The organism is Kitasatospora acidiphila (genome assembly GCF_006636205.1).
Classification (GTDB): domain Bacteria; phylum Actinomycetota; class Actinomycetes; order Streptomycetales; family Streptomycetaceae; genus Kitasatospora; species Kitasatospora acidiphila.
Map to the genome: position 1 here is coordinate 3,783,099 of NZ_VIGB01000003.1, position 17,129 is coordinate 3,800,227.

General features: G+C 73.9%; 16 protein-coding genes and 1 tRNA gene. 4 read left to right on the plus strand and 13 right to left on the minus strand.

Going from position 1 to position 17,129, the window contains the following annotated elements; genetic code table 11:
* Positions 1-42: 42 nt before the first annotated feature.
* From E6W39_RS17640 to E6W39_RS39420, 7 genes are all read right to left on the minus strand, one after another.
* The gene (locus E6W39_RS17640) at positions 43-1,686 is read right to left on the minus strand and encodes a N,N-dimethylformamidase beta subunit family domain-containing protein (protein WP_228718196.1); all 1,644 of its coding nucleotides are present in this window, start codon (positions 1,684-1,686) and stop codon (positions 43-45) included.
* A 107-nt stretch (positions 1,687-1,793) separates the two neighbouring features.
* On the minus strand, positions 1,794-3,107 hold the full coding sequence (locus E6W39_RS17645; protein WP_181799306.1) for a glycosyltransferase 87 family protein: 1,314 nt from the start codon (positions 3,105-3,107) through the stop codon (positions 1,794-1,796).
* 89 nt (positions 3,108-3,196) lie between these two features.
* Positions 3,197-4,666, minus strand: coding sequence for an APC family permease (locus tag E6W39_RS17650; protein ID WP_228718197.1), 1,470 nt, complete (start codon positions 4,664-4,666; stop codon positions 3,197-3,199).
* Between the two features lie 95 nt (positions 4,667-4,761).
* Positions 4,762-6,255, minus strand: a complete 1,494-nt coding sequence (locus tag E6W39_RS17655) for a penicillin-binding transpeptidase domain-containing protein (RefSeq protein ID WP_141634336.1) — start codon at positions 6,253-6,255, stop codon at positions 4,762-4,764.
* The gene (locus tag E6W39_RS17660; protein ID WP_141634337.1) at positions 6,252-7,604 is read right to left on the minus strand and encodes an FtsW/RodA/SpoVE family cell cycle protein; all 1,353 of its coding nucleotides are present in this window, start codon (positions 7,602-7,604) and stop codon (positions 6,252-6,254) included. The genes E6W39_RS17655 and E6W39_RS17660 overlap by 4 nt, the downstream gene beginning before the upstream one ends.
* Positions 7,605-7,660: 56 nt before the next feature.
* A complete protein-coding gene (locus tag E6W39_RS39415) occupies positions 7,661-8,332 on the minus strand; it encodes an ABC transporter (protein ID WP_181799307.1) in 672 nt (223 codons plus the stop codon).
* The gene (locus E6W39_RS39420; RefSeq protein ID WP_181799699.1) at positions 8,329-9,204 is read right to left on the minus strand and encodes an ABC transporter ATP-binding protein; all 876 of its coding nucleotides are present in this window, start codon (positions 9,202-9,204) and stop codon (positions 8,329-8,331) included. Before E6W39_RS39420 ends, E6W39_RS39415 begins: the two co-directional genes overlap by 4 nt.
* 95 nt (positions 9,205-9,299) lie before the next feature.
* Here E6W39_RS39420 and E6W39_RS17670 point away from each other — a divergent pair, with 95 nt between their 5' ends.
* The 3 genes from E6W39_RS17670 to E6W39_RS17680 all read left to right on the plus strand — a co-directional run bounded on the left by E6W39_RS17670 (position 9,300) and on the right by E6W39_RS17680 (position 12,355).
* Positions 9,300-10,514, plus strand: a complete 1,215-nt coding sequence (locus E6W39_RS17670) for an aminoglycoside phosphotransferase family protein (protein WP_141634338.1) — start codon at positions 9,300-9,302, stop codon at positions 10,512-10,514.
* Positions 10,515-10,612: 98 nt separating this feature from the next.
* Positions 10,613-11,155 (plus strand): DUF6197 family protein, encoded by a 543-nt coding sequence (locus tag E6W39_RS17675; protein WP_141634339.1) that lies wholly within the window; start codon positions 10,613-10,615, stop codon positions 11,153-11,155.
* Between the two features lie 120 nt (positions 11,156-11,275).
* Complete coding sequence (locus E6W39_RS17680) at positions 11,276-12,355, plus strand: TolB family protein (protein WP_141634340.1); 1,080 nt, start codon at positions 11,276-11,278, stop codon at positions 12,353-12,355.
* On the opposite strand, the gene E6W39_RS17685 is transcribed toward E6W39_RS17680, so the two are convergent.
* Positions 12,343-12,921 (minus strand): hypothetical protein, encoded by a 579-nt coding sequence (locus E6W39_RS17685; protein WP_141634341.1) that lies wholly within the window; start codon positions 12,919-12,921, stop codon positions 12,343-12,345. The two genes, E6W39_RS17680 and E6W39_RS17685, sit on opposite strands and share 13 nt — an antisense overlap.
* A gap of 60 nt (positions 12,922-12,981) precedes the next feature.
* On the opposite strand from E6W39_RS17685, the gene E6W39_RS17690 reads away from it, so the two are divergent.
* Positions 12,982-14,157 carry an oxygenase MpaB family protein gene (locus tag E6W39_RS17690; RefSeq protein ID WP_141634342.1) on the plus strand — a complete coding sequence of 392 codons (1,176 nt, stop codon included), beginning with the start codon at positions 12,982-12,984 and terminating at the stop codon, positions 14,155-14,157.
* A 122-nt stretch (positions 14,158-14,279) separates the two neighbouring features.
* Here E6W39_RS17690 and E6W39_RS17695 read toward each other — a convergent pair.
* From E6W39_RS17695 to moaC, 5 genes are all read right to left on the minus strand, one after another.
* Positions 14,280-14,353 (minus strand) — tRNA-Ala (locus tag E6W39_RS17695).
* A 103-nt stretch (positions 14,354-14,456) separates the two neighbouring features.
* Positions 14,457-15,419 carry a divisome protein SepX/GlpR gene (sepX, locus tag E6W39_RS17700; RefSeq protein ID WP_141634343.1) on the minus strand — a complete coding sequence of 321 codons (963 nt, stop codon included), beginning with the start codon at positions 15,417-15,419 and terminating at the stop codon, positions 14,457-14,459.
* A gap of 154 nt (positions 15,420-15,573) precedes the next feature.
* Positions 15,574-16,176: a GNAT family N-acetyltransferase gene (locus tag E6W39_RS17705; RefSeq protein ID WP_141637803.1), complete on the minus strand. Its 603-nt coding sequence runs from the start codon at positions 16,174-16,176 to the stop codon at positions 15,574-15,576.
* On the minus strand, positions 16,173-16,676 hold the full coding sequence (locus E6W39_RS17710; RefSeq protein ID WP_141634344.1) for a MogA/MoaB family molybdenum cofactor biosynthesis protein: 504 nt from the start codon (positions 16,674-16,676) through the stop codon (positions 16,173-16,175). The genes E6W39_RS17705 and E6W39_RS17710 overlap by 4 nt, the downstream gene beginning before the upstream one ends.
* A complete protein-coding gene (gene moaC, locus E6W39_RS17715; RefSeq protein WP_267286758.1) occupies positions 16,673-17,110 on the minus strand; it encodes a cyclic pyranopterin monophosphate synthase MoaC in 438 nt (145 codons plus the stop codon). Before moaC ends, E6W39_RS17710 begins: the two co-directional genes overlap by 4 nt.
* Positions 17,111-17,129: the final 19 nt, after the last annotated feature.

The following is a 17,129-nucleotide window of genomic DNA, read 5'->3' on the forward strand; positions in this document are numbered from 1 at the left end:
GAAGCACTGACGGCCGGTCGACTGACCGGCCGTCAGTGCTTCTCAGTGCTTGGGGCCGTAGACCGCCGCCACGTTGTCCTGCGGAGGATGGGCCTGGCCCGCCGGGCCGGCCGCGAACGCCTTCAGCAGGTTGGTGGTCACCTGCTGGGTGAAGGCCCCCGCCCTGGCGTCCATCGAGTGGTCGGCCCCCGAACTGCCGTCACCGGTGGCGTCCAGCGCCTCCACCCAGCGCATGGTCCCGCTGGCGAAGACCCCGGCGCCGCCCGGCGCGGCGTAGAACGCGGTGTCGCTGTAGCTGTGGCGGCCCTCGCAGACGACCGGTGAGTGCGCCAGGATCTCGATCGGCCGGGGCGTGGTGAAGGTCGGGTTGACCCGGTCGTACTCCACGCCGACCAGGTGGGCGAAGCTGTCCCCGTCCTTGGTGCCGGTGCCCTCCAGCAGCCAGTGCCCGGGGTTGGTCACCACGTAGGGCGCGTCCACCGGGTAGCCGTCGTAGATCACCCCGAGCAGCGAGCTCTCCGGGTCGGCCCCGGGCTCCGCCCGGTAGTCGTTGGTCGGCGGCTTCCCTGCCGTGAAGCCGGGGTCCTCCTGGTACCCGGTCTTGTAGCAGACCACCTGCCGGTCCGGGCCGGTCGGCGAGGGCTCGTAACGGACCCGTCGGAAGCAGCAGTTGGCACCCAGGACGGCCACGTTGGTCCCGGCGTCGCGGGCCGCGGTGACATGGGCCCGCTGCTCCGGCGACCAGTACTCGTCGTGTCCGAGCGAGAGCACCGCCAGGGCGCCCTTGAGCAGGTCGGGGGTGGCGGCCAGGTCGGTGGAGGTGGTGTAGGCGAGCGGCAGTCCGAGCTTCTCGGCCAGCGCGATCAGCGGCGCCTCGTACACCAGGAAGAGCCCGGCCCCGTTGTCGTACTGGTACGGGCGGTCGAAGGAGACCACCAGGGAGCGGGTCGCGTAGGCGCCGTTCGAACCGTTGTAGAGGTTGTAGCCGCCCCACTCGTTGTAGGCCTGCCAGGTGGCCACCGCGTTCACCACCACCAGCTTGCCCGCGGTGCTCGCCGAGCGGACGGTGATCGGCACATAGCGCTGGCCGGCGCCGCCGTCCGCGTCCAGCCGCAGCAGGTAGCTGCCCTCCGGCCAGCCGGTGGTGTCGACCTGGGTGCTGCGCGCCCAGTCGGTGGCGACCATCCGGGTCGCCTGGTCCGCCGAGGCGGCGGACTGGCGGCTGCCGGGCAGCCGGTCGGACTGCCAGACCTGGCGGCCGCGGGCACCGCCGTAGTAGCCCATCCGATAGGCCGTCACCCGGTAGCCGGGCGCGGTGGTCGAGACGTGCAGGCCAAACGTTTCTCCAGGCAGCACGCTCACCCGGTCCGCCCAGCCCTCGATCGCCCGGTCGGGACCGGCGTTGCCGATCCGCCAATCGGGGTTGCCGGGCCGGTCGTTCTCCCGCTGGGGCGGGGTGGCGGCGCCGCGCGGCACGGCGGCGGTGGCGGACGGTGCACCGGCGGCCGGCCGGGCCGCATTGCCGGCCTTGGAGCCGGCCGCCCCGCCCGACCCGCAGGCCGCCAGCCCGGCCCCCGCCGCCGCGGCCCCGGCCAGCCCCAGGAACCGCCGCCGCCCGGGCCGCGGGCGCTCCCGCGCCGGCCGCTCCCCGGCGGGCTGCTGCTCGTCCGGACGCTGCTCGGGCATGCGGGTCCTCCTCGGGCTGGGGCGGGCTGACGCCGGGTCGACACCACCGGGAACGCCTGGCCGCCGAACGCCGTTCCCCGTGCGCGCTCACGGACCGTCAGCCCGGTTCAGCCGCCGACGGTGCCGCTCTCCCGGTCCACCGTAAGGGCCCGCCGCGCACCCCGCCCGTTCCGGCCGAGGCCGGCCAGCCGGGGCCAGCCGACCAGCACCGCCGGCAGCGCCAGATAGCCGAACCGGGCGGCCGGCGCCATCAGGAAGGCCACCGTCAGCCCCGCCGCCAGCCGGTCGGCCGCGGCCACCGCGCCGGTCGGCGGCCGCAGCAGCACCCAGCCCGCCACCGCCAGGCCGCCCGCCAGCAGCAGCGCCAGTGCGGCGATCCGCCCGGCCGGCCCCAGCTCGGCGAGCAGCTTGCCGGGCAGCGGACTGCCGGCCGGGGTGTGCACGGCCGTCAGCCCCAGCGGGTAGCGGACCACCTGCAGCCACAGGTCCTGCGGCCTGGTCAGCGCGAACGGCAGCAGCACCGCCAGCACGGCCGCCACCGCGATCACCGCCGCCCGCACGGCCGGCCGCCACCCACCGCGCTGCCGCAGCAGCAGCACGGCGACGGGTAGCGCAGGCCAGACCGTCCACTTGAGGACGCAGGCCAGCGCCAGCACCACACCGGCCGCGGTGGCCCGGCCCCGGGCGGCCAGCGCCAGGCCGAGGCAGCAGACGCCGATCAGCGGCAGGTCCACCCCGCCCACCGCCAGGCTGAGCGCGATCACCGGAGAGCCGGTGAGCAGCAGCAGCGGCAGCAGGGCGGAGCGCCACGGGCCGCGCCCGAGCAGCCGCCAACTGCCGGCCAGGCCGCCGAGGAAGGCGAGCGCGAACCAGACCCGGGCGTCGCCGATCAGCAGGGCCGCCGGGCCGCCGCGCCCGAGCAGCGCCCGGGGCAGCCCGAACAGCGCCATCCCGGGTAGGTAGGGGTCGAACTCGGTGACGGCCGCCGGATGCGGCAGATAGGGGGTGCCGGTGTGCAGCAGCAGTCGGGCGGAGCGCTCGACCACCCCGACCTCCGACTGCGCCCGGCTGCCCACCGCCAGCACCGCCAGCGGCAGCAGCACCGCGCCGAGCAGCGCCGCGGCGGCGGCCGCCCGGGCGGCGATCCGGCGCGGCAGCAGCAGCACGGCTGCCCCGGCCAGCAGGTAGGCGGGCGCGGCGAGGGTGCCCCAGAGCCGCTGGTTGGCCAGCCGGGAGACCAGCGGGAAGGCCGCCGCCCAGCCGGCCGCGGCCAGGCAGAGCAGCAGTCGCACCCAGCGGCGGCGGCCCAGTCGGATGGCTGTGGCGGCCGCCCGGCCCCGCCAGGGGGCCGGGCGGGGGTTCCACCGGTCCTGGTTCTGGTGCGGCAGGACGGGTGCTCCGGCGGAACGGGCGCTCACCATGGTTGGCAGGGTAGGGCGGCGCACTGCCGGGCGTCGTCGGCCACTCGGGTGACGCGGCGTCATCCGGACGCTGCGTCACCCCGGGATCGCTAGTCGGCCGCGCCGACCGCCACCGGCTCCGGCTCGGACTCGGCGGCGGCCGCGCCCAGCCGGGAGTGCCGGATGCCGTAGCCGAAGTAGCCGGCGGCGGCGACCAGCAGCGCACCCCCGAAGAACACGAAGGTGATCGGGTGCAGCCCCTTGACCAGGTAGGCGCAGAAGCCGACGCTGAGCACCGGGACCACCGGGTAGCCCGGCACCTTGAAGCCGCGCTCGAGGCCGGGGTTGGTGCGCCGCAGGATGATGACGCCGATGCTGACCACCGCGAAGGCGACCAGGGTGCCCATCGAGGTCAGGTCGGTGAGGATGTCCAGCGGCACGAAGGCGGCCAGCAGGGCCACGCCGGTGCCGACCACGAGGGTGTTCCAGACCGGGGTGCCGGTGCGCGGCGAGACCTTGGCGAACTTGGCCGGCAGCAGCCCGTCGCGGCCCATGGAGTAGAGGATCCGGGTCTGGCCGTAGATCACCACCAGGGTGACGCTGAAGATCGAGACGATCGCGCCGAGCGCGAACATCAGGGCCGGCCAGCTCTGCCCGGTGATGTCCTGCAGGATCTGCGCCAGGCCGACCTCCTGCCCGTCGAACTTCCTCCAGGGCTGGGCGCCGATCGCGGTGAGCGCCACCGCGACGTACAGCAGGGTGACCACGACCAGCGAGATCACGATGGCCAGCGGCAGGTTGCGGCGCGGGTTGCGCACCTCCTCGCCGGCGGTGGAGACCGCGTCCAGGCCGATGAAGGAGAAGAAGATGCTGGAGGCGGCGACTCCGACCCCGGACCAGCCGAACGGCATGAAGTCGTGCATGTTGCCGGAGTGGTAGCCGGTCAGGCCGATGGCGACGAAGGCCAGCAGCACCACGATCTTGATGCCGACCATGATCGCGTTGACCCGGGCGGACTCGCTCACCCCGCGCACCAGCAGGAAGGTGACCATCGCGACCAGCACCACGGCGGGCAGGTTGAAGTAGCCGCCGTCGCCGGGCGGGGCGGCCAGCCAGTCCGGGATCCGGAAGCCGAAGGCCAGCTCGGAGAACTTGTTCAGGTACTGCCCCCAGCTGACCGCGATCGCCGAGGCGGACACCCCGTACTCCAGCAGCAAGCAGATCCCGACTCCGTAGGCGGTGGCCTCGCCGAGGGTGGCGTAGGCGTACGAGTAGGAGGAGCCGGAGACCGGGATCGCCGAGGCCAGCTCGGCGTAGCAGAGCGCGGTCAGGCCGGCGGTGATCGCCGCGAGGACGAAGGAGAGCACCACGGCCGGGCCGGCCTCGGGGACGGCGGAGCTCAGCACGAAGAAGATGCCGGTGCCGACGGTGGCGCCGATGCCGATCGCGGAGAGCTGCCAGAGGCCGATCGACCGGCGCAGCTGTCCGTCACCGCCCTTGCCCGCGCTCTCGGCGATCAGGGTGGCGACGGGCTTACGGCGCAGCAGGCTGTGGCCGAGGCTGGGGGAGGTACTGGGCACGGTTGCTGCGCTTTCTGGATCTTAACTATGACGACTTCCGTATAAATATACCCCATGCCTGCATAAGTCCCCCGAAGTCCTCCGAGGTCGGGGCCCTACGGGGCCAGCACCGCCTGCATCACCGACTTGGCGATCGGAGCGGCGAGCGAGCCGCCCGTGACATCGGTGGCGCTGCTGTCCGCGATCACCACGGCCACGGCCACCGGCGGGACGTCCGAGGAACCGGCCGGCTTGGCCCAGGAGATGAACCAGGCGTACGGCACGGCACTGTTCTGCACGCCGTGCTGCGCGGTGCCGGTCTTGCCGCCGACCGTGGCGCCGGGGATCGCGGCCCGGCCGCCGGTGCCGTTGGCCACCACGTCGGTCATCAGCTGCTGGACCTGCCCGGCCACCGCCGGGCTCATCGCCTGCCGGTAGGAGCGCGGCCGCATCAGCTGCACGGTGCTGCCGTCGGACTTGGTGAGCTTGTCCACAAGCTGGGGATACATCACGGTGCCGTTGTCGGCGACCCCGGCCGCGACCATCGCCATCACCAGCGGGGTGGCCGCGGTGTCGAACTGGCCGATCGAGGAGAGCGCGAGCTGCGACTGGTCCATCGTGGTGTCGAAGTTGCTGCGGGCCGCCCGCACCGGGATGTCCAGCTTCGAGTTGTTGAAGCCGAAGTTCTCCGCCATCGCGACCATCTTGTCCAGGCCGGTCTGCACCCCGAGGTAGCCGAGCACGCTGTTGCAGGACAGCGTCATCGCGGTGTCCAGGTCGAGGCCGGCCGTGTTGCAGGAGGTGGTGTCGTTGACCAGCGGCGTGGTGGTGCCCGGCAGGATGTACGGGTAGGGCGCGGCGGTGGGGGCGTTGATGTCGGTGACCACGCCGGCCGTCAGGGCGGCGGCCGCGGTGACCACCTTGAAGGTCGAGCCGGGCGGGTAGGTCTCGCGCAGCGCCCGGTTGAGCATCGGCTGGTCGCCGTCGCTCTGCAGCCTGGTCCAGACCTGCTGGTCGGCGCTGGACGAGCCGGCGAAGCTGCCCGGGTCGTAGGAGGGCGTGCTGGCCAGCGCCAGGATCCGGCCGGTGGCCGGCTCGATCGCGGCCACCGCGCCCTTCTGGCCGTCCAGCCCGCTCATCGCGGCCTGCTGGGCGGCCGCGTCGATGGTGGTGTAGACGGAGCCGCCGGGGTTCTGCCGGCGGGAGATGGCGTCCCAGACCGCCCAGCCGTCCAGCCGGTCGTCGGTGCCGCTGAGCAGCGCGTCCTCGGTGCCCTCCAGCTGGGTGTTGCCGTAGATCTGCGAGGAGAAACCGGTGACGGCGGCATAGGTGGGGCCGTCGGTGTAGGTGCGCTTGTAGGTGTAGCGGCCGCCGGTGGCCGCCGAGCCGGTGATCGGCTGCCCGCCCACCAGGATGGCGCCGCGCGGCTGGCCGTAGCGCAGGATCGCCTTGCGCTGGTTGGCCGCGTTGTCGTTGTAGCCCTTGGCCTGGAAGAACTGCACCCGGGTGGCCTGGGCCGCGAGCAGCAGCACCAGCAGCAGGCAGAAGGTGCCGGCCCGGCGGGCGGTGATCCGGATGCCGGGGCGCTGTCCGGTGGGGCCGATGGTCATGCGTCCTCGATCAGGGTGCGGCGGGCCTGGTCGCTGAGGCGCACCAGCAGGGCCACGATGATCCAGTTGGTCACCACCGACGACCCGCCCTGCGCGATGAACGGCAGGGTTGCCCCGGTCAGCGGGATGAGCGCCAGCACCCCGCCGGCCACCACGAAGAGCTGCAGTCCGATGATGGTGGCCAGCCCGATCGCCAGCAGCCGGCCGAACGGATCGGTCAGCGCGATCCCGGTCCTGAAGCCCCGGGAGACCAGCAGCGCATAGAGCAGGAAGAGCGCCAGCAGGCCGGTCAGCCCGAGTTCCTCGCCGATGGTGGCCAGGATGAAGTCGGACTTGGCCGCGAAGCCGATCAGGATCGAGTGCCCCTGGCCGAGGCCGGTGCCGAGCAGCCCGCCCCAGGCGAAGGCGAACAGCGACTGGGCGATCTGGTTGGCGCCCTGCCCGGCCTGGATCGAGGCCAGCGGGTGCAGCCACTGCTCGACCCGGGCGTGCACGTGCGGGGAGAGCCAGCCGACCACCGTCACTCCGGCGGCGGCCAGCAGCAGGCCGATGACGATCCAGCCGATCCGGGCGGTGGCGACGTAGAGCATCACCACGAAGATGCCGAAGTAGAGCAGCGACATTCCGAGGTCGGTCTCCAGCACCAGCACCCCGATGAACACCGCCCAGACCAGCAGCACCGGTCCGAGCACCCGCCCGGGCGGCAGCCGCAGCCGCCAGACCTGGCGGCCGGTCAGCGCCAGGGTGTCCTGGTGCACCGCCAGGTAGGCGGCGAAGAAGATCACCAGCAGGATCTTGGCGAACTCCCCCGGCTGGATGGAGAACCAGCCGATGGTGATCCAGATCCGCGAGCCGTAGACCGCGGGAAAGAAGATCGGCAGGATCAGCAGCACCAGGGCGACCAGCGCACCGCTGTAGGCGTAGCGGCGCAGCCACCGGTGGTCCCGCAGCAGCACCACCACCAGCCCGAAGAGCCCCACCCCGAGGGTGGACCAGAGCAGTTGGGTGGGCGCCGCCGAGCTGTGCGGGGTGGCGCGGTCCAGCCGGTAGATGACGACCAGTCCGATCCCGTTGAGCAGCACCCCGATCGGCAGCAGCAGCGGGTCGGCGTACCGCGCCCGCCAGCGCACCAGCAGGTGGGCCAGCAGCGCCAGGCCGCCCAGGGCCGCGCCGTAGCGGAGCGCGTCGGCGGGCGGGCGGCCGTCCAGGTTGGAACCGACCTCGACGTATCCGAACACCGCGATCGCCACCGCGCCCAGCACCAGGACCAGTTCGACGTTCCGGCCGCTGTGCGGGCGCGGTGGGGCCGGTTCGGGCCGGTCGGCCGCGACGGCGGCGGGGAGGGCCATGCGGGCCTCCGGCGGTGGGTCGACTGGGGCGGGTCAGGATGACGTCACGATAAACATCACTCGCTCCGCCGCCCGGCCAGCCACGCCGAGCCGGCCCCCACCAGGGCGGCCAGCACCGCGGCGGCGACCAGCCCGAGCAGCGGCAGCTCCACCCGGGCCAGCCGGGAGCCGGTGACCAGCGCCCGCATCGCCCGGTTGGCCGGCGAGCCCGGCAGCACCAGCAGCAGCACCGAGAGCCCGAGCGCGCCCAGCATCCCGTAGCCGGTGCGCAGCAGCACCGGCCGGTGGCACAGCGCCCCGACCACCAGCCCGGTGAGCACGCAGGTGACCGCGGCGAGCAGGCCCGCCAGCAGCGCCGCCGGCACGGGCACTTCGTGGCCCGGCACGTTGGTGGTGGGCCCGCTGAGTGCCCAGACCGCCGCCGTCCCGAGCACCGCGAGCAGCAGGCCGGTCAGCAGCGCGGCGAGCAGCGCGGCCAGTTGGACGCGGGCCGCGCCCCGCGCGGCCACCAGCACCGCCCGGGCCTGCGGGGGATCGGCGGTGAGCGCGCTGCGGGCGTACCAGGCGGTCACGGGCACCAGCAGGGCGGCGTTCACGCCCAGGCTGTCCAGCAGCGGGCTGCCCGTCTGCACTCCGATGGCCAGCAGCAGCGCATAGCCGAGGAACGGCGGCAGCCAGCGCTGCGAGCGCAGCAGCAGCTCCAGTTGATAGCGGGTCAGCGCCGTCATGCCCGCCCCTTCAGCTGCTGGATCGTCGAACTCGCCTGCGCCGCCACCTGCTTGACCTCCAGGATGTGCGCCGGTGCGGAGCCGCCGAGCAGCCGGCGCAGCAGCGCGTCCGAGTGCTCGGCGGCCACCAGTAGCCGTACCGTGCCGTCTGCCTGCGGCTTGCACTCCGGGGCGCCGGGCAGCAGTTCGGGCAGTTCGGCGGCGGCGACCAGCAGTTGCATCCTCTCGCTGCCTTCGGGCGGAGGAACTCCCATGCCGGGGGCCTGACGCGCCGTCACCCGCCCGTCGTGGACCAGGTAGGCGGCGGTGGTCAGCCCGGCGAGGCGATTCGGATCGTGGTCCACGAAGAGCACCGTGCCGCCCTGCCCCGCGCGTTCGGCCGCCGCCTCGTCCAGCACCGTCCGGGCGCCCTGGTCGAGCCCGGTCCAGGCCTCGTCCAGCAGCAGCACGTCGGCCTCGGCGAGCAGTGCCTGGGCGACGGCCACCTTCTGGCAGCTGCCCTTGGAGAGCCGGTTGAGCGGGGTGCCGGCCCGGTCGGCGATCCCGAACCGCTCCAGCCAGTAGGCGGCCCGCTCGGCCGCCGCCCGGGCGCTCAGCCCGTGGATCCGCCCCAGCCGGCAGAGGTAGCCGGCGGCATCGAACGGCAGCGCGGGCGGGAACCGTTCGGGCACGTAGGCCCGCCGCCCGGACAGCTCGATCCGGCCCCGGCTCGGCGGCTCGATCCCGCCGACCAGCTTGAGCAGGGTGGACTTGCCGCTGCCGTTGGTGCCGTCGATCCGCACCAGCGCACCGGCCGGCAGCACCAGCTCCAGTTCGCGCAGCACCCATGGCCCGCCGCGCCGGTAGCGCTTGCCCACACCCGTGATCCGCACCTCGGACACTCGCCGCACCCCCCGTTCGAAAATCGGTCGCCAGCCGGCGGATCAGCCAGCAGACTGCCCCGGTGAACAGTGCTACCGATCGTACGGTGAACGTCCTGCTGACTTATCGCGAACGACAGTTGGGGGTGGTCGGACCCTTCCCGGTGGACCGGGCGCGGTGGCATGACGTGGCGCCGGTGACCGAGCACCTCCGCGAACTGCTGGGCGTGCCCGCCGTGGTGCTGCGGCTGCTGGACGTGCAGGGCGGTGGCGGCGGGCTCGGCGGCCTGGTGAGCTACCACGCGGAGCTGCTGGCCGAGCCGCCCGCCGGCCTGGCGCTGCGGCCCGCCACGCCGGCCGAGTCGGACGCGCTGCGCCCGCAGCCGCACCGCGCCGAGTACGCCACCGCCGACGGGGTGCGGGCCGCGCTGGACTGGGCCGAGCAGGCGCTGCTGGCGGCCGGCCGCCCGGTCACCGGTCCGGTCGAGCAGGTGAAGACCTGGAACCTGGCCGGCCTGTTCCGGCTGCCCACCGCCGCCGGGCCGGTCTGGTTGAAGACCGGGCGGCACTTCGCGGTGGACGAGGCCGCGGTGATCGCCCTGTTCCGCGCGGTCGCCCCGGAGTCGGCCCCGACCGTGCTGGCCGCCGATCCCGACCACCGGCTGCTGCTGCTCGACCACGTGCCCGGCGAGGACTGCTGGGGCCCGTCCGCCGAGGTGGTCGCCGACGCGGTGCCGCGCCTGGTCCGGGCCCAGGCCGCGCTGGCCGCCAGCTACCCGGGCGGCGCCCCGGCCGGGCTGCGGGACCGCGCCCCGGCCGCCCTGGTCCCGGCCGTCAAGGCGCTCCTCGACGGCCCGGCCGCCGCCGAGCTGACCGCCGACGAGCTGGCCGGCGCCCGCGCCATGGTCGACCGGCTTCCGGAGCTGGTGGAGCAGTTGGCCTCCTGCGGACTGCCCGATGTGGTGCTGCACGGCGACTTCCACCCCGGCAACTGGCGCTCGAACGGAGGACCCGCGGTCCTGGTGGACTTCGCCGACGCCTGCTTCGGCCACCCGGCGCTCGACGGGCTGCGGCCGAAGGACTTCTGCTCCGGGGAGCGCTGGGCCCAGGCGGCGGCCACCTGGTGCGAGGCCTGGCGGACCGTGGTGCCGGGCAGCGACCCGGAACGGGCGCTGCGGCTGGCCGCGCCGTTCAGCCACCTCGGCTACGCGGTGCGCTACCAGGAGTTCCTGGACGCCATCGAGCCGAGCGAGTACCGCTACCACGCGGGCGACCCGGCTGCGGAGCTGCGCGCCGCGCTGGCGGCCTTCGCCGCCGTCTGAGGTCATTCGGGGGCGACACGGGCTCGGGGCTTGCGTGCGTGCACGGCCCCGGGCCCGCAGGATGAAACGGCACAAATCCGGACAAGAGGAGACCTGCCGTGCGTCCGACCCTGCTGCCGCCCGCCCCGCCCGTCGTCGAACTCGCCGTCGACGCCTCCGGCCTGATCGCCGAGATCGAGGCCTATCTCGCCTCGCTGCCGACCCCGACCCGGCACCCGCTGCCGTACGTCTGCCCGCTGGGCCGCACCGTGCAGCCCTGGTACGCCGGCCACCCGCTCCCCCACCGCACCCCGCTGGACCGGCTGGCCCGCCGCCCGGCCCGGCCGGTGCCGGTCAGCGCGGCCCAGCACCTGGAGCTGACCTCCCGCTACCTCACCGCCGCCGGCTGGCTGCAGGGCGCCCTGTGGGACGCCACCGGGCGGGTCTGCCTGCTCGGCGCCCAGGCGGCCGTGCTGGCCCACGGCTACGGCCGCCCCGCCACCGTGCAGACCGCCCGGGTGCAGGTGATGGAGGTGCTGCACGCCACCGGACGCCCCGTCACCTCCCCGGACGAGTACAACGATCGGCCCACCACCCGGCAGGCCGACATCCACCGGCTGCTGGAGCAGGCGGCGCTGCGGGCCCGTTCGCTGGGTCTGTAGCTGCCGGGTTCGCAGCTGCTGTAGCAGGGCCGTGACACGCGTCCGACCGGATCCGTACCTACGGCCGCCACGCTGGTGTCCTCACCAGCTGGACAACGCACCTTCCGGGGGGAAGCACCCATGGCCGTCCGCCGTCGCCGCGGTTCCACCGCCGCCCTGGCCCTCACCGCCGCCCTGAGCGTCGGCTCCGCCCTGCTGCTGACGGCCTGCGGGCCGGACGACACCGCGTCGTCGGCCGCCTCCTCGCCCGCCGCGACGCTCACCGCCTCCTCGGCGCCCACCGGCAAGGGCACCGCACCCAGCCCGTCCGCCGCCCGCTCGGGCACCCCGGCCGCCGGCGGCAGCGCCACCCCGAGCGGACCCGCCGCCCCGACCCGCGGCACCGGCGTCCCGCACCTGACCATCAGCAACGGCACCGACCTGGTGCAGATGCCCGACGCCGTCGTCGACTTCCACACCCAGGTGCGCGACCTCGCCTGGGCCCCGGACGGCAGCGCGGCGGTGTTCATCAGCGGCAACGGCGACCTGGTGACCGCCAAGCCGGACGGCACCGGCCGGATCGTGGTCGCCAAGAACCCGGGCGGCCAGACCTGGTCGCACCCCACCTGGGTGATGACCATGCCCGATCCCCAGGTCGGCCTCCCGCACCGGAACACCATCATCTTCACCGCCGACCAGGGCGGCACCACCAGGCTGATGCAGGTGCGGGGCGACACCACCAACGGCACCCCCGCCGCGCTGCCGCTCAGCGCCGGCGCCCCCGGCGACAACGGACCCGTCACCCTGCCGCAGACCGCCAACACCTGGGCGGACGCGGGCGGCACCCACGGCAGCATCGCCTACGAGAACACCGCCGACGGCTCGGTCTACATCCGCGACGACTACACGCGCCAGCAGGGCTACAAGCTCACCGCGGGCTCCGAGCCGGCGCTCTCGCCGGACGGCAACGAGGTGGTCTTCGTCCGCTCGGTCGGCGGCCACGACCACCTCTTCGAGGTGCAGCTGGGCCAGAACACGATCACCCCCCAGGACCTCACCCCCAAGGCGACCACCGACTACACCGAGCCCGCCTTCTCGCCGGACGGCAAGGAGATCACCGCCCGCACCCCGAACGGCACGGCCACCCTGCCCGCCGACGGTTCGCTGACCCCGCACCCGGGCGCCTACACCGTGCCCGGCCTGCCCGCCTACCGCCCCTGAAGTTCGGCCTGAAGCTCCGCCAGCTGGCCGGCCGCCTCCCGGTGCGGCAGGAACTCCACCACGTCCAGGAACCGGAACAGCACCTGGGTCGCGGTGATCGCGAACTCGTAGTCCGCGAAGCCCACCACCGCCCCCGTGGCGCCCCGGGCCGTCCCGCGCTCCAGCTGCCCGACCACCTCGTCCGCCCCCTCGACGTCCCGTGAGCGCCGGGCGTTGGGGCGGGCCAGGTACGGGCAGACCATCGCCGCGTACAGCATGCAGGCGCGGTGCCCCGGCGCCTCCAGGGTCGGGGCCAGGTTCCGGTAGGGCGCACCGGCGGCCAGCGCCTGCCCGATCGCCCCGGCCTCGGCGGTGCCGACCACCCGCCACACCGGCCCGCGCTCCATCAGCACCCCGCAGACCGAGCACTCCCGCTGCCGCGCGCACCGGGCGGTGCGCTCGTAGTCGCTGAGCGCGAACTGCGGCTCCCCGTCAGCCCAGGGCGTGATGGCGGGCACCGGATAGCCACGCCCGTCCCGCGGCCGGGCGGCGACGGCGGGTGGCATCGGAACGGCATCGAAGCGCATGCCCGTAGCCTCTCAGACAGGCCAACCTGACACACACTCACCGAACCGGACAACAAAACGATGACGACGACCCCCAGTTCAGCCCCGTTCCCCGGCCGGCTGGTCAACTACGAGGCGGCGAAGGCCGAGCACGGTGAGCGGGCCGAGCACATGGCCCGCAAGCTCGCCATCGGCGACCCGCTCGCCGACGCCGTGATAGCCGAGCTGGACAGCCTGGGCAAGGACGGCCGCCGGCTCCTCAACCAGGGGCTCGCCGACGGCCTGGACAGCCTGGGCGATCCGCCCCCGGCGATCGCGGCACTGCTGCGCCAGCTCGAAACGCTGCCCGACTGGGCCGACCGGGACGCCCTGGCGGCCGGTGACCGGGTCGCGCACCTGGTGCCGCCGCTGTGGAACACGCTCGCCTTCTCGGCCGGTTCGCTGTCCCACACCTACAGCTCGCCGAGCATCGCCCGACTCCTCGTCCAGACCGGGAAGTTGGACACGATGGCGGCCCGGCGGCTGGCCGAGACCAGCCTGTGGAGGATCACGGCCATCCTCCCCGGCGGACTCCACCGCGGTGCGGCCGGCTACCTCCAGACCGCCCAAGTGCGGCTGCTGCACGCCCGAGTCCGGGCGACGGCGCTCAAGCACGGCTGGGAGACCGAGAGTTGGGGCCTGCCGATCAACCAGGTGGACGTCGCCCGCACTTGGCTCGACTTCACCGTGGTGCCGTACTCCTTCCTGGCGGCCGTGGGCTTCGTGCTGACCGACGAGGAGCAGCGCAGCCTCTACGAGTACTGGTGGCACGTCGCCCATCTCCTGGGCCTGGACGAGGGTTTCTTCCTCGGCATGCGCAGCCACGCCGAGGCGTCCGCACTGGCAGACCTGCTGGACTCCACGATCGACGCGCCCGACGACAACAGCCGGGTGCTCAACAGGGCCCTCTACGACGCCACGGCCGACTTCCTCGCCGACGCCCCCCGGTCGACCTTCACCAAGGAGTCGGCGCGGGACCTGCTGCACGCCGTGGCCCGCCACTTCCACGGCGACGCGATCGCCGACGCCCTCGGCGTCCCGCACTCCGGGGCCGCCGCCGCACTGCCCGCCCTGGCGGCCGGCCACGCCCAGGCCCGCCGCTACCAGTCGCTGGTCCCGGGGGCCGCGGAACTGGAGCGGGCGGCGAACATCCAGGCCTACACGGCCATCGCCGCCAGCGTGCAGGGCGCCACCGCCTACCAGTCCCACATCATGTGATCCACACCACGGTGCCCTGATCCCCTTCAGGGCACCACCGGCAAGGACTCCAGCAAATGCAGGAGCCCCGCCTGATCCAGGATCAGGCGGGGCTCCTCAACTGCCTTTCAGCAGTCGTTGGGTGGAGCTGAGGGGATTCGAACCCCTGACCCCCTCGATGCGAACGAGGTGCGCTACCGGACTGCGCCACAGCCCCAACGAGAAGAAACTCTAGCACCTTTTCGAGGGGGCTCGTGACCACCCTCCCTGGTGGGTGGGGGTCCCCCGGCCGAAGGCTGGGGGCGGGTGCCGCCGCCGCGCTACTCGTTGGCGGCGCGGGGGCGGGTGTGCGCGGCCGGGTCCTGGTACTGGTCGAACAGCGGGGTACGGGGGCCCTCCGCGGTGCGCGGGCCGCCCGCCTGTGCCGCCCAGGCGCCGGGGGCCGCGAGGTCCAGGGCGCGGTTGACCCGAGGGGCCACGGGGGCGGTCACATAGGTGGGCAGCGGCACCGGGACCGGCTCCCAGGAGTCAGGGTCGGCGGCGGCCCGCTCGCGCAGCCCGTCGACCCACTCCTCGTGGTCGGTCGCCTCCACCAAGTCCTGCCGGCCGGCCGGCTCGGGCCGCTCCGGCTCGGCGACGGCCGCGGCGGTGGCGATCGCCTGCGCCGGCTCGATCGGCTCGGTGGCCTCCTCGGGCACCGCGAGCGGGGCCGTCTCGGCGAGCCGGGCGGCCCTGGCGCGCTCGCGCTCGCGCACTCCCACGGCGGCGGCCGCGGCGCGGGCCCGGTCGAGCTTGACCTCGCAGCGCTGGCGCTCAAGTCGGCGCAGGTGGCCGATGTAGAGGGTGAGCAGCACCGCGGGCAGTGCCGGCACCCAGAGGAAGGCGACCCCGGCCACCGCCGCGATCACCGCGCCGAGCGCGAAGGCGCCGAAGAGCAGGGTGACCATCCGGCGCCGCCGGGCCAGCAGCCGGGCCCGGCGGTCGGGCTGTCCGGTCCGGACCGGCTCGGCCCCGGGCACCGTCGACGAGGGCTCGGCGGGCACGCCGGTGGCGCCGCCGTCGGACGCGCCGTCGGCGGCGGAGTCGATGGGGTCGTCGTCGCCCAGGATCCGGGACGCCCGCCGCTCCAGTGCCGATCGCCCGGCCAGCAGGCGGATGGCGGTGCTGAAACGTTCTGTCGGGCGCGATTCGTTGAGCTCGTCCTGCCTGCGGAGCCACATGGGCACCAGATAGGCAGCCCAGGCCCCTACGATGACCGCGTAGATGAGGCCGCTACTGCTCACGTTTCACACCGTACGGGCGTTGGGTAAGGGCGGTCAGCAATTTGGCGCGGCGTGTCGCCCTGCCAAACTGATTCTCTGACTATTTTGCCGGTATTTGTGACCGCTTGACCGCGTGCCGATGCCATATCGATATCAATTTCGAACACTTATTCAATTACCTCAAACGCCAACGCCGGAGCAGCCCTTCGGGGATCTCCTCCGCCGTCAGCGCGTACACCAGATGGTCGCGCCAGTCCCCGTCGATGTGCAGATAGCGCGGCCGCATTCCCTCGGAGCGGAAGTCGAGTTTCTCCACCACCCGGCGGCTGGGCCGGTTCTCCGGCCGGATGCACACCTCGATCCGGTGCAGTCCCAGCGCCTGGAAGCAGTGGTCGACGGCCATCGCCACGGCGGTCGGCATGATCCCCCGCCCGGCCACCGCCTCGTCGATCCAGTAGCCGATGTTGGCCGAGCACATCGAGCCCCAGGTGATCCCGCCCACCGTCAACTGGCCCACCAGGCGCCCCTGGTAGGTCAGCACGAAGGGCAGCATCCGCCCCGCCGCCGCCTCGCTGCGCAGGTAGCGCACCATCTGACGGTAGGTCGGCCGCGGCCCGGCGGTGCGCCCGGTCGGCGCGGGCGGCACGGTGGCCTCCCAGCGCCGCAGCCAGTCCCGGTTCCGCCGGCTCGCCTCCTGCCAGGCCCGCTGGTCCCGCAGCCGGATCGGCCGCAGCACCACATCGCCCTCGCGCAGCTCCACCGGCCAGCCGCCGCTCAGCTGGTGCTCCCCTCGGCACCGGCCGCCGGGCGCGGATGGTCCCCGCCGGCCAGTTGGTCCACGGCGTGCGGCAGCAGCGGCGCCAGCACCGCCAGGCCGTCCTTGACCCCGCCGGTGGAGCCGGGCAGGTTGACGATCACGGTCCGGCCCGCCAGGCCGGCCAGGCCCCGGGAGAGCGCCGAGGTGGGCACCTTCTCCCGGCCGTACGCCCGGATCGCCTCCGCGATGCCCGGGATCTGACGGTCGATCACCTGGGCGGTCATCTCCGGGGTCAGGTCCATCGGGGAGATCCCGGTGCCGCCGGTGGTCAGCACCACCTCGTAGCCGGCCGCGACGGCCGCCAGCAGCGCCGCCAGCACCGGCTCGCCGTCCGGCACCAGCTGCGGACCGTCCGCCTCGAAGCCCATCGCGCGCAGGCCCTCGACCAGCAGCGGCCCGCCCTTGTCCTGGTACACCCCGGCCGCGGCGCGGTTGGAGACGGTGATCGCCAGCGCTCTCATGCGGCACCGCCGCGGACCCACTCGCCGCTCTTGCCACCGGACTTGCTGAGCACCCGGACGTCCTGGACGGCGGCGGCCTTGTCCACCGCCTTGACCATGTCGATCAGGGTCAGCCCGGCCACCGCCACCGCGGTCAGCGCCTCCATCTCCACGCCGGTCCGGTCGGCGGTGCGCACCGTCGCGGTGATCTCCACCGCCTCGTCGGTCACCGCCAGGTCGACCTTGACGCCGGAGATGGCGATCGGGTGGCAGAGCGGGATCAGCTCGGGGGTCTTCTTGGCGCCCATGATCCCCGCGATCCGGGCGGTGGCCAGTGCGTCGCCCTTGGGCAGGCCCTCGCCGCGCAGCAGCTCGACCACCCGGGGCGAGACGGTCACCCGGCCGGCCGCCACCGCGGTGCGCACGGTGGTCTCCTTCTCGGAGACGTCGACCATCCGGGCGGCGCCGGTCTCG

What these genes read in the sequence shown, in the direction of transcription:
- E6W39_RS17690 (WP_141634342.1), top strand. Translation starts at nt 12,982, where the DNA reads ATGACGACGACCCCCAGTTCAGCCCCGTTCCCCGGCCGGCTGGTCAAC.
- moaC (WP_267286758.1), bottom strand. Translation starts at nt 17,110, where the DNA reads ATGGTCGACGTCTCCGAGAAGGAGACCACCGTGCGCACCGCGGTGGCG.
- E6W39_RS17655 (WP_141634336.1), bottom strand. Translation starts at nt 6,255, where the DNA reads ATGACCATCGGCCCCACCGGACAGCGCCCCGGCATCCGGATCACCGCC.
- E6W39_RS17640 (WP_228718196.1), bottom strand. Translation starts at nt 1,686, where the DNA reads ATGCCCGAGCAGCGTCCGGACGAGCAGCAGCCCGCCGGGGAGCGGCCG.
- E6W39_RS39415 (WP_181799307.1), bottom strand. Translation starts at nt 8,332, where the DNA reads ATGACGGCGCTGACCCGCTATCAACTGGAGCTGCTGCTGCGCTCGCAG.
- E6W39_RS17660 (WP_141634337.1), bottom strand. Translation starts at nt 7,604, where the DNA reads ATGGCCCTCCCCGCCGCCGTCGCGGCCGACCGGCCCGAACCGGCCCCA.
- E6W39_RS17710 (WP_141634344.1), bottom strand. Translation starts at nt 16,676, where the DNA reads ATGAGAGCGCTGGCGATCACCGTCTCCAACCGCGCCGCGGCCGGGGTG.
- E6W39_RS17685 (WP_141634341.1), bottom strand. Translation starts at nt 12,921, where the DNA reads ATGCGCTTCGATGCCGTTCCGATGCCACCCGCCGTCGCCGCCCGGCCG.
- E6W39_RS17645 (WP_181799306.1), bottom strand. Translation starts at nt 3,107, where the DNA reads ATGGTGAGCGCCCGTTCCGCCGGAGCACCCGTCCTGCCGCACCAGAAC.
- E6W39_RS17680 (WP_141634340.1), top strand. Translation starts at nt 11,276, where the DNA reads ATGGCCGTCCGCCGTCGCCGCGGTTCCACCGCCGCCCTGGCCCTCACC.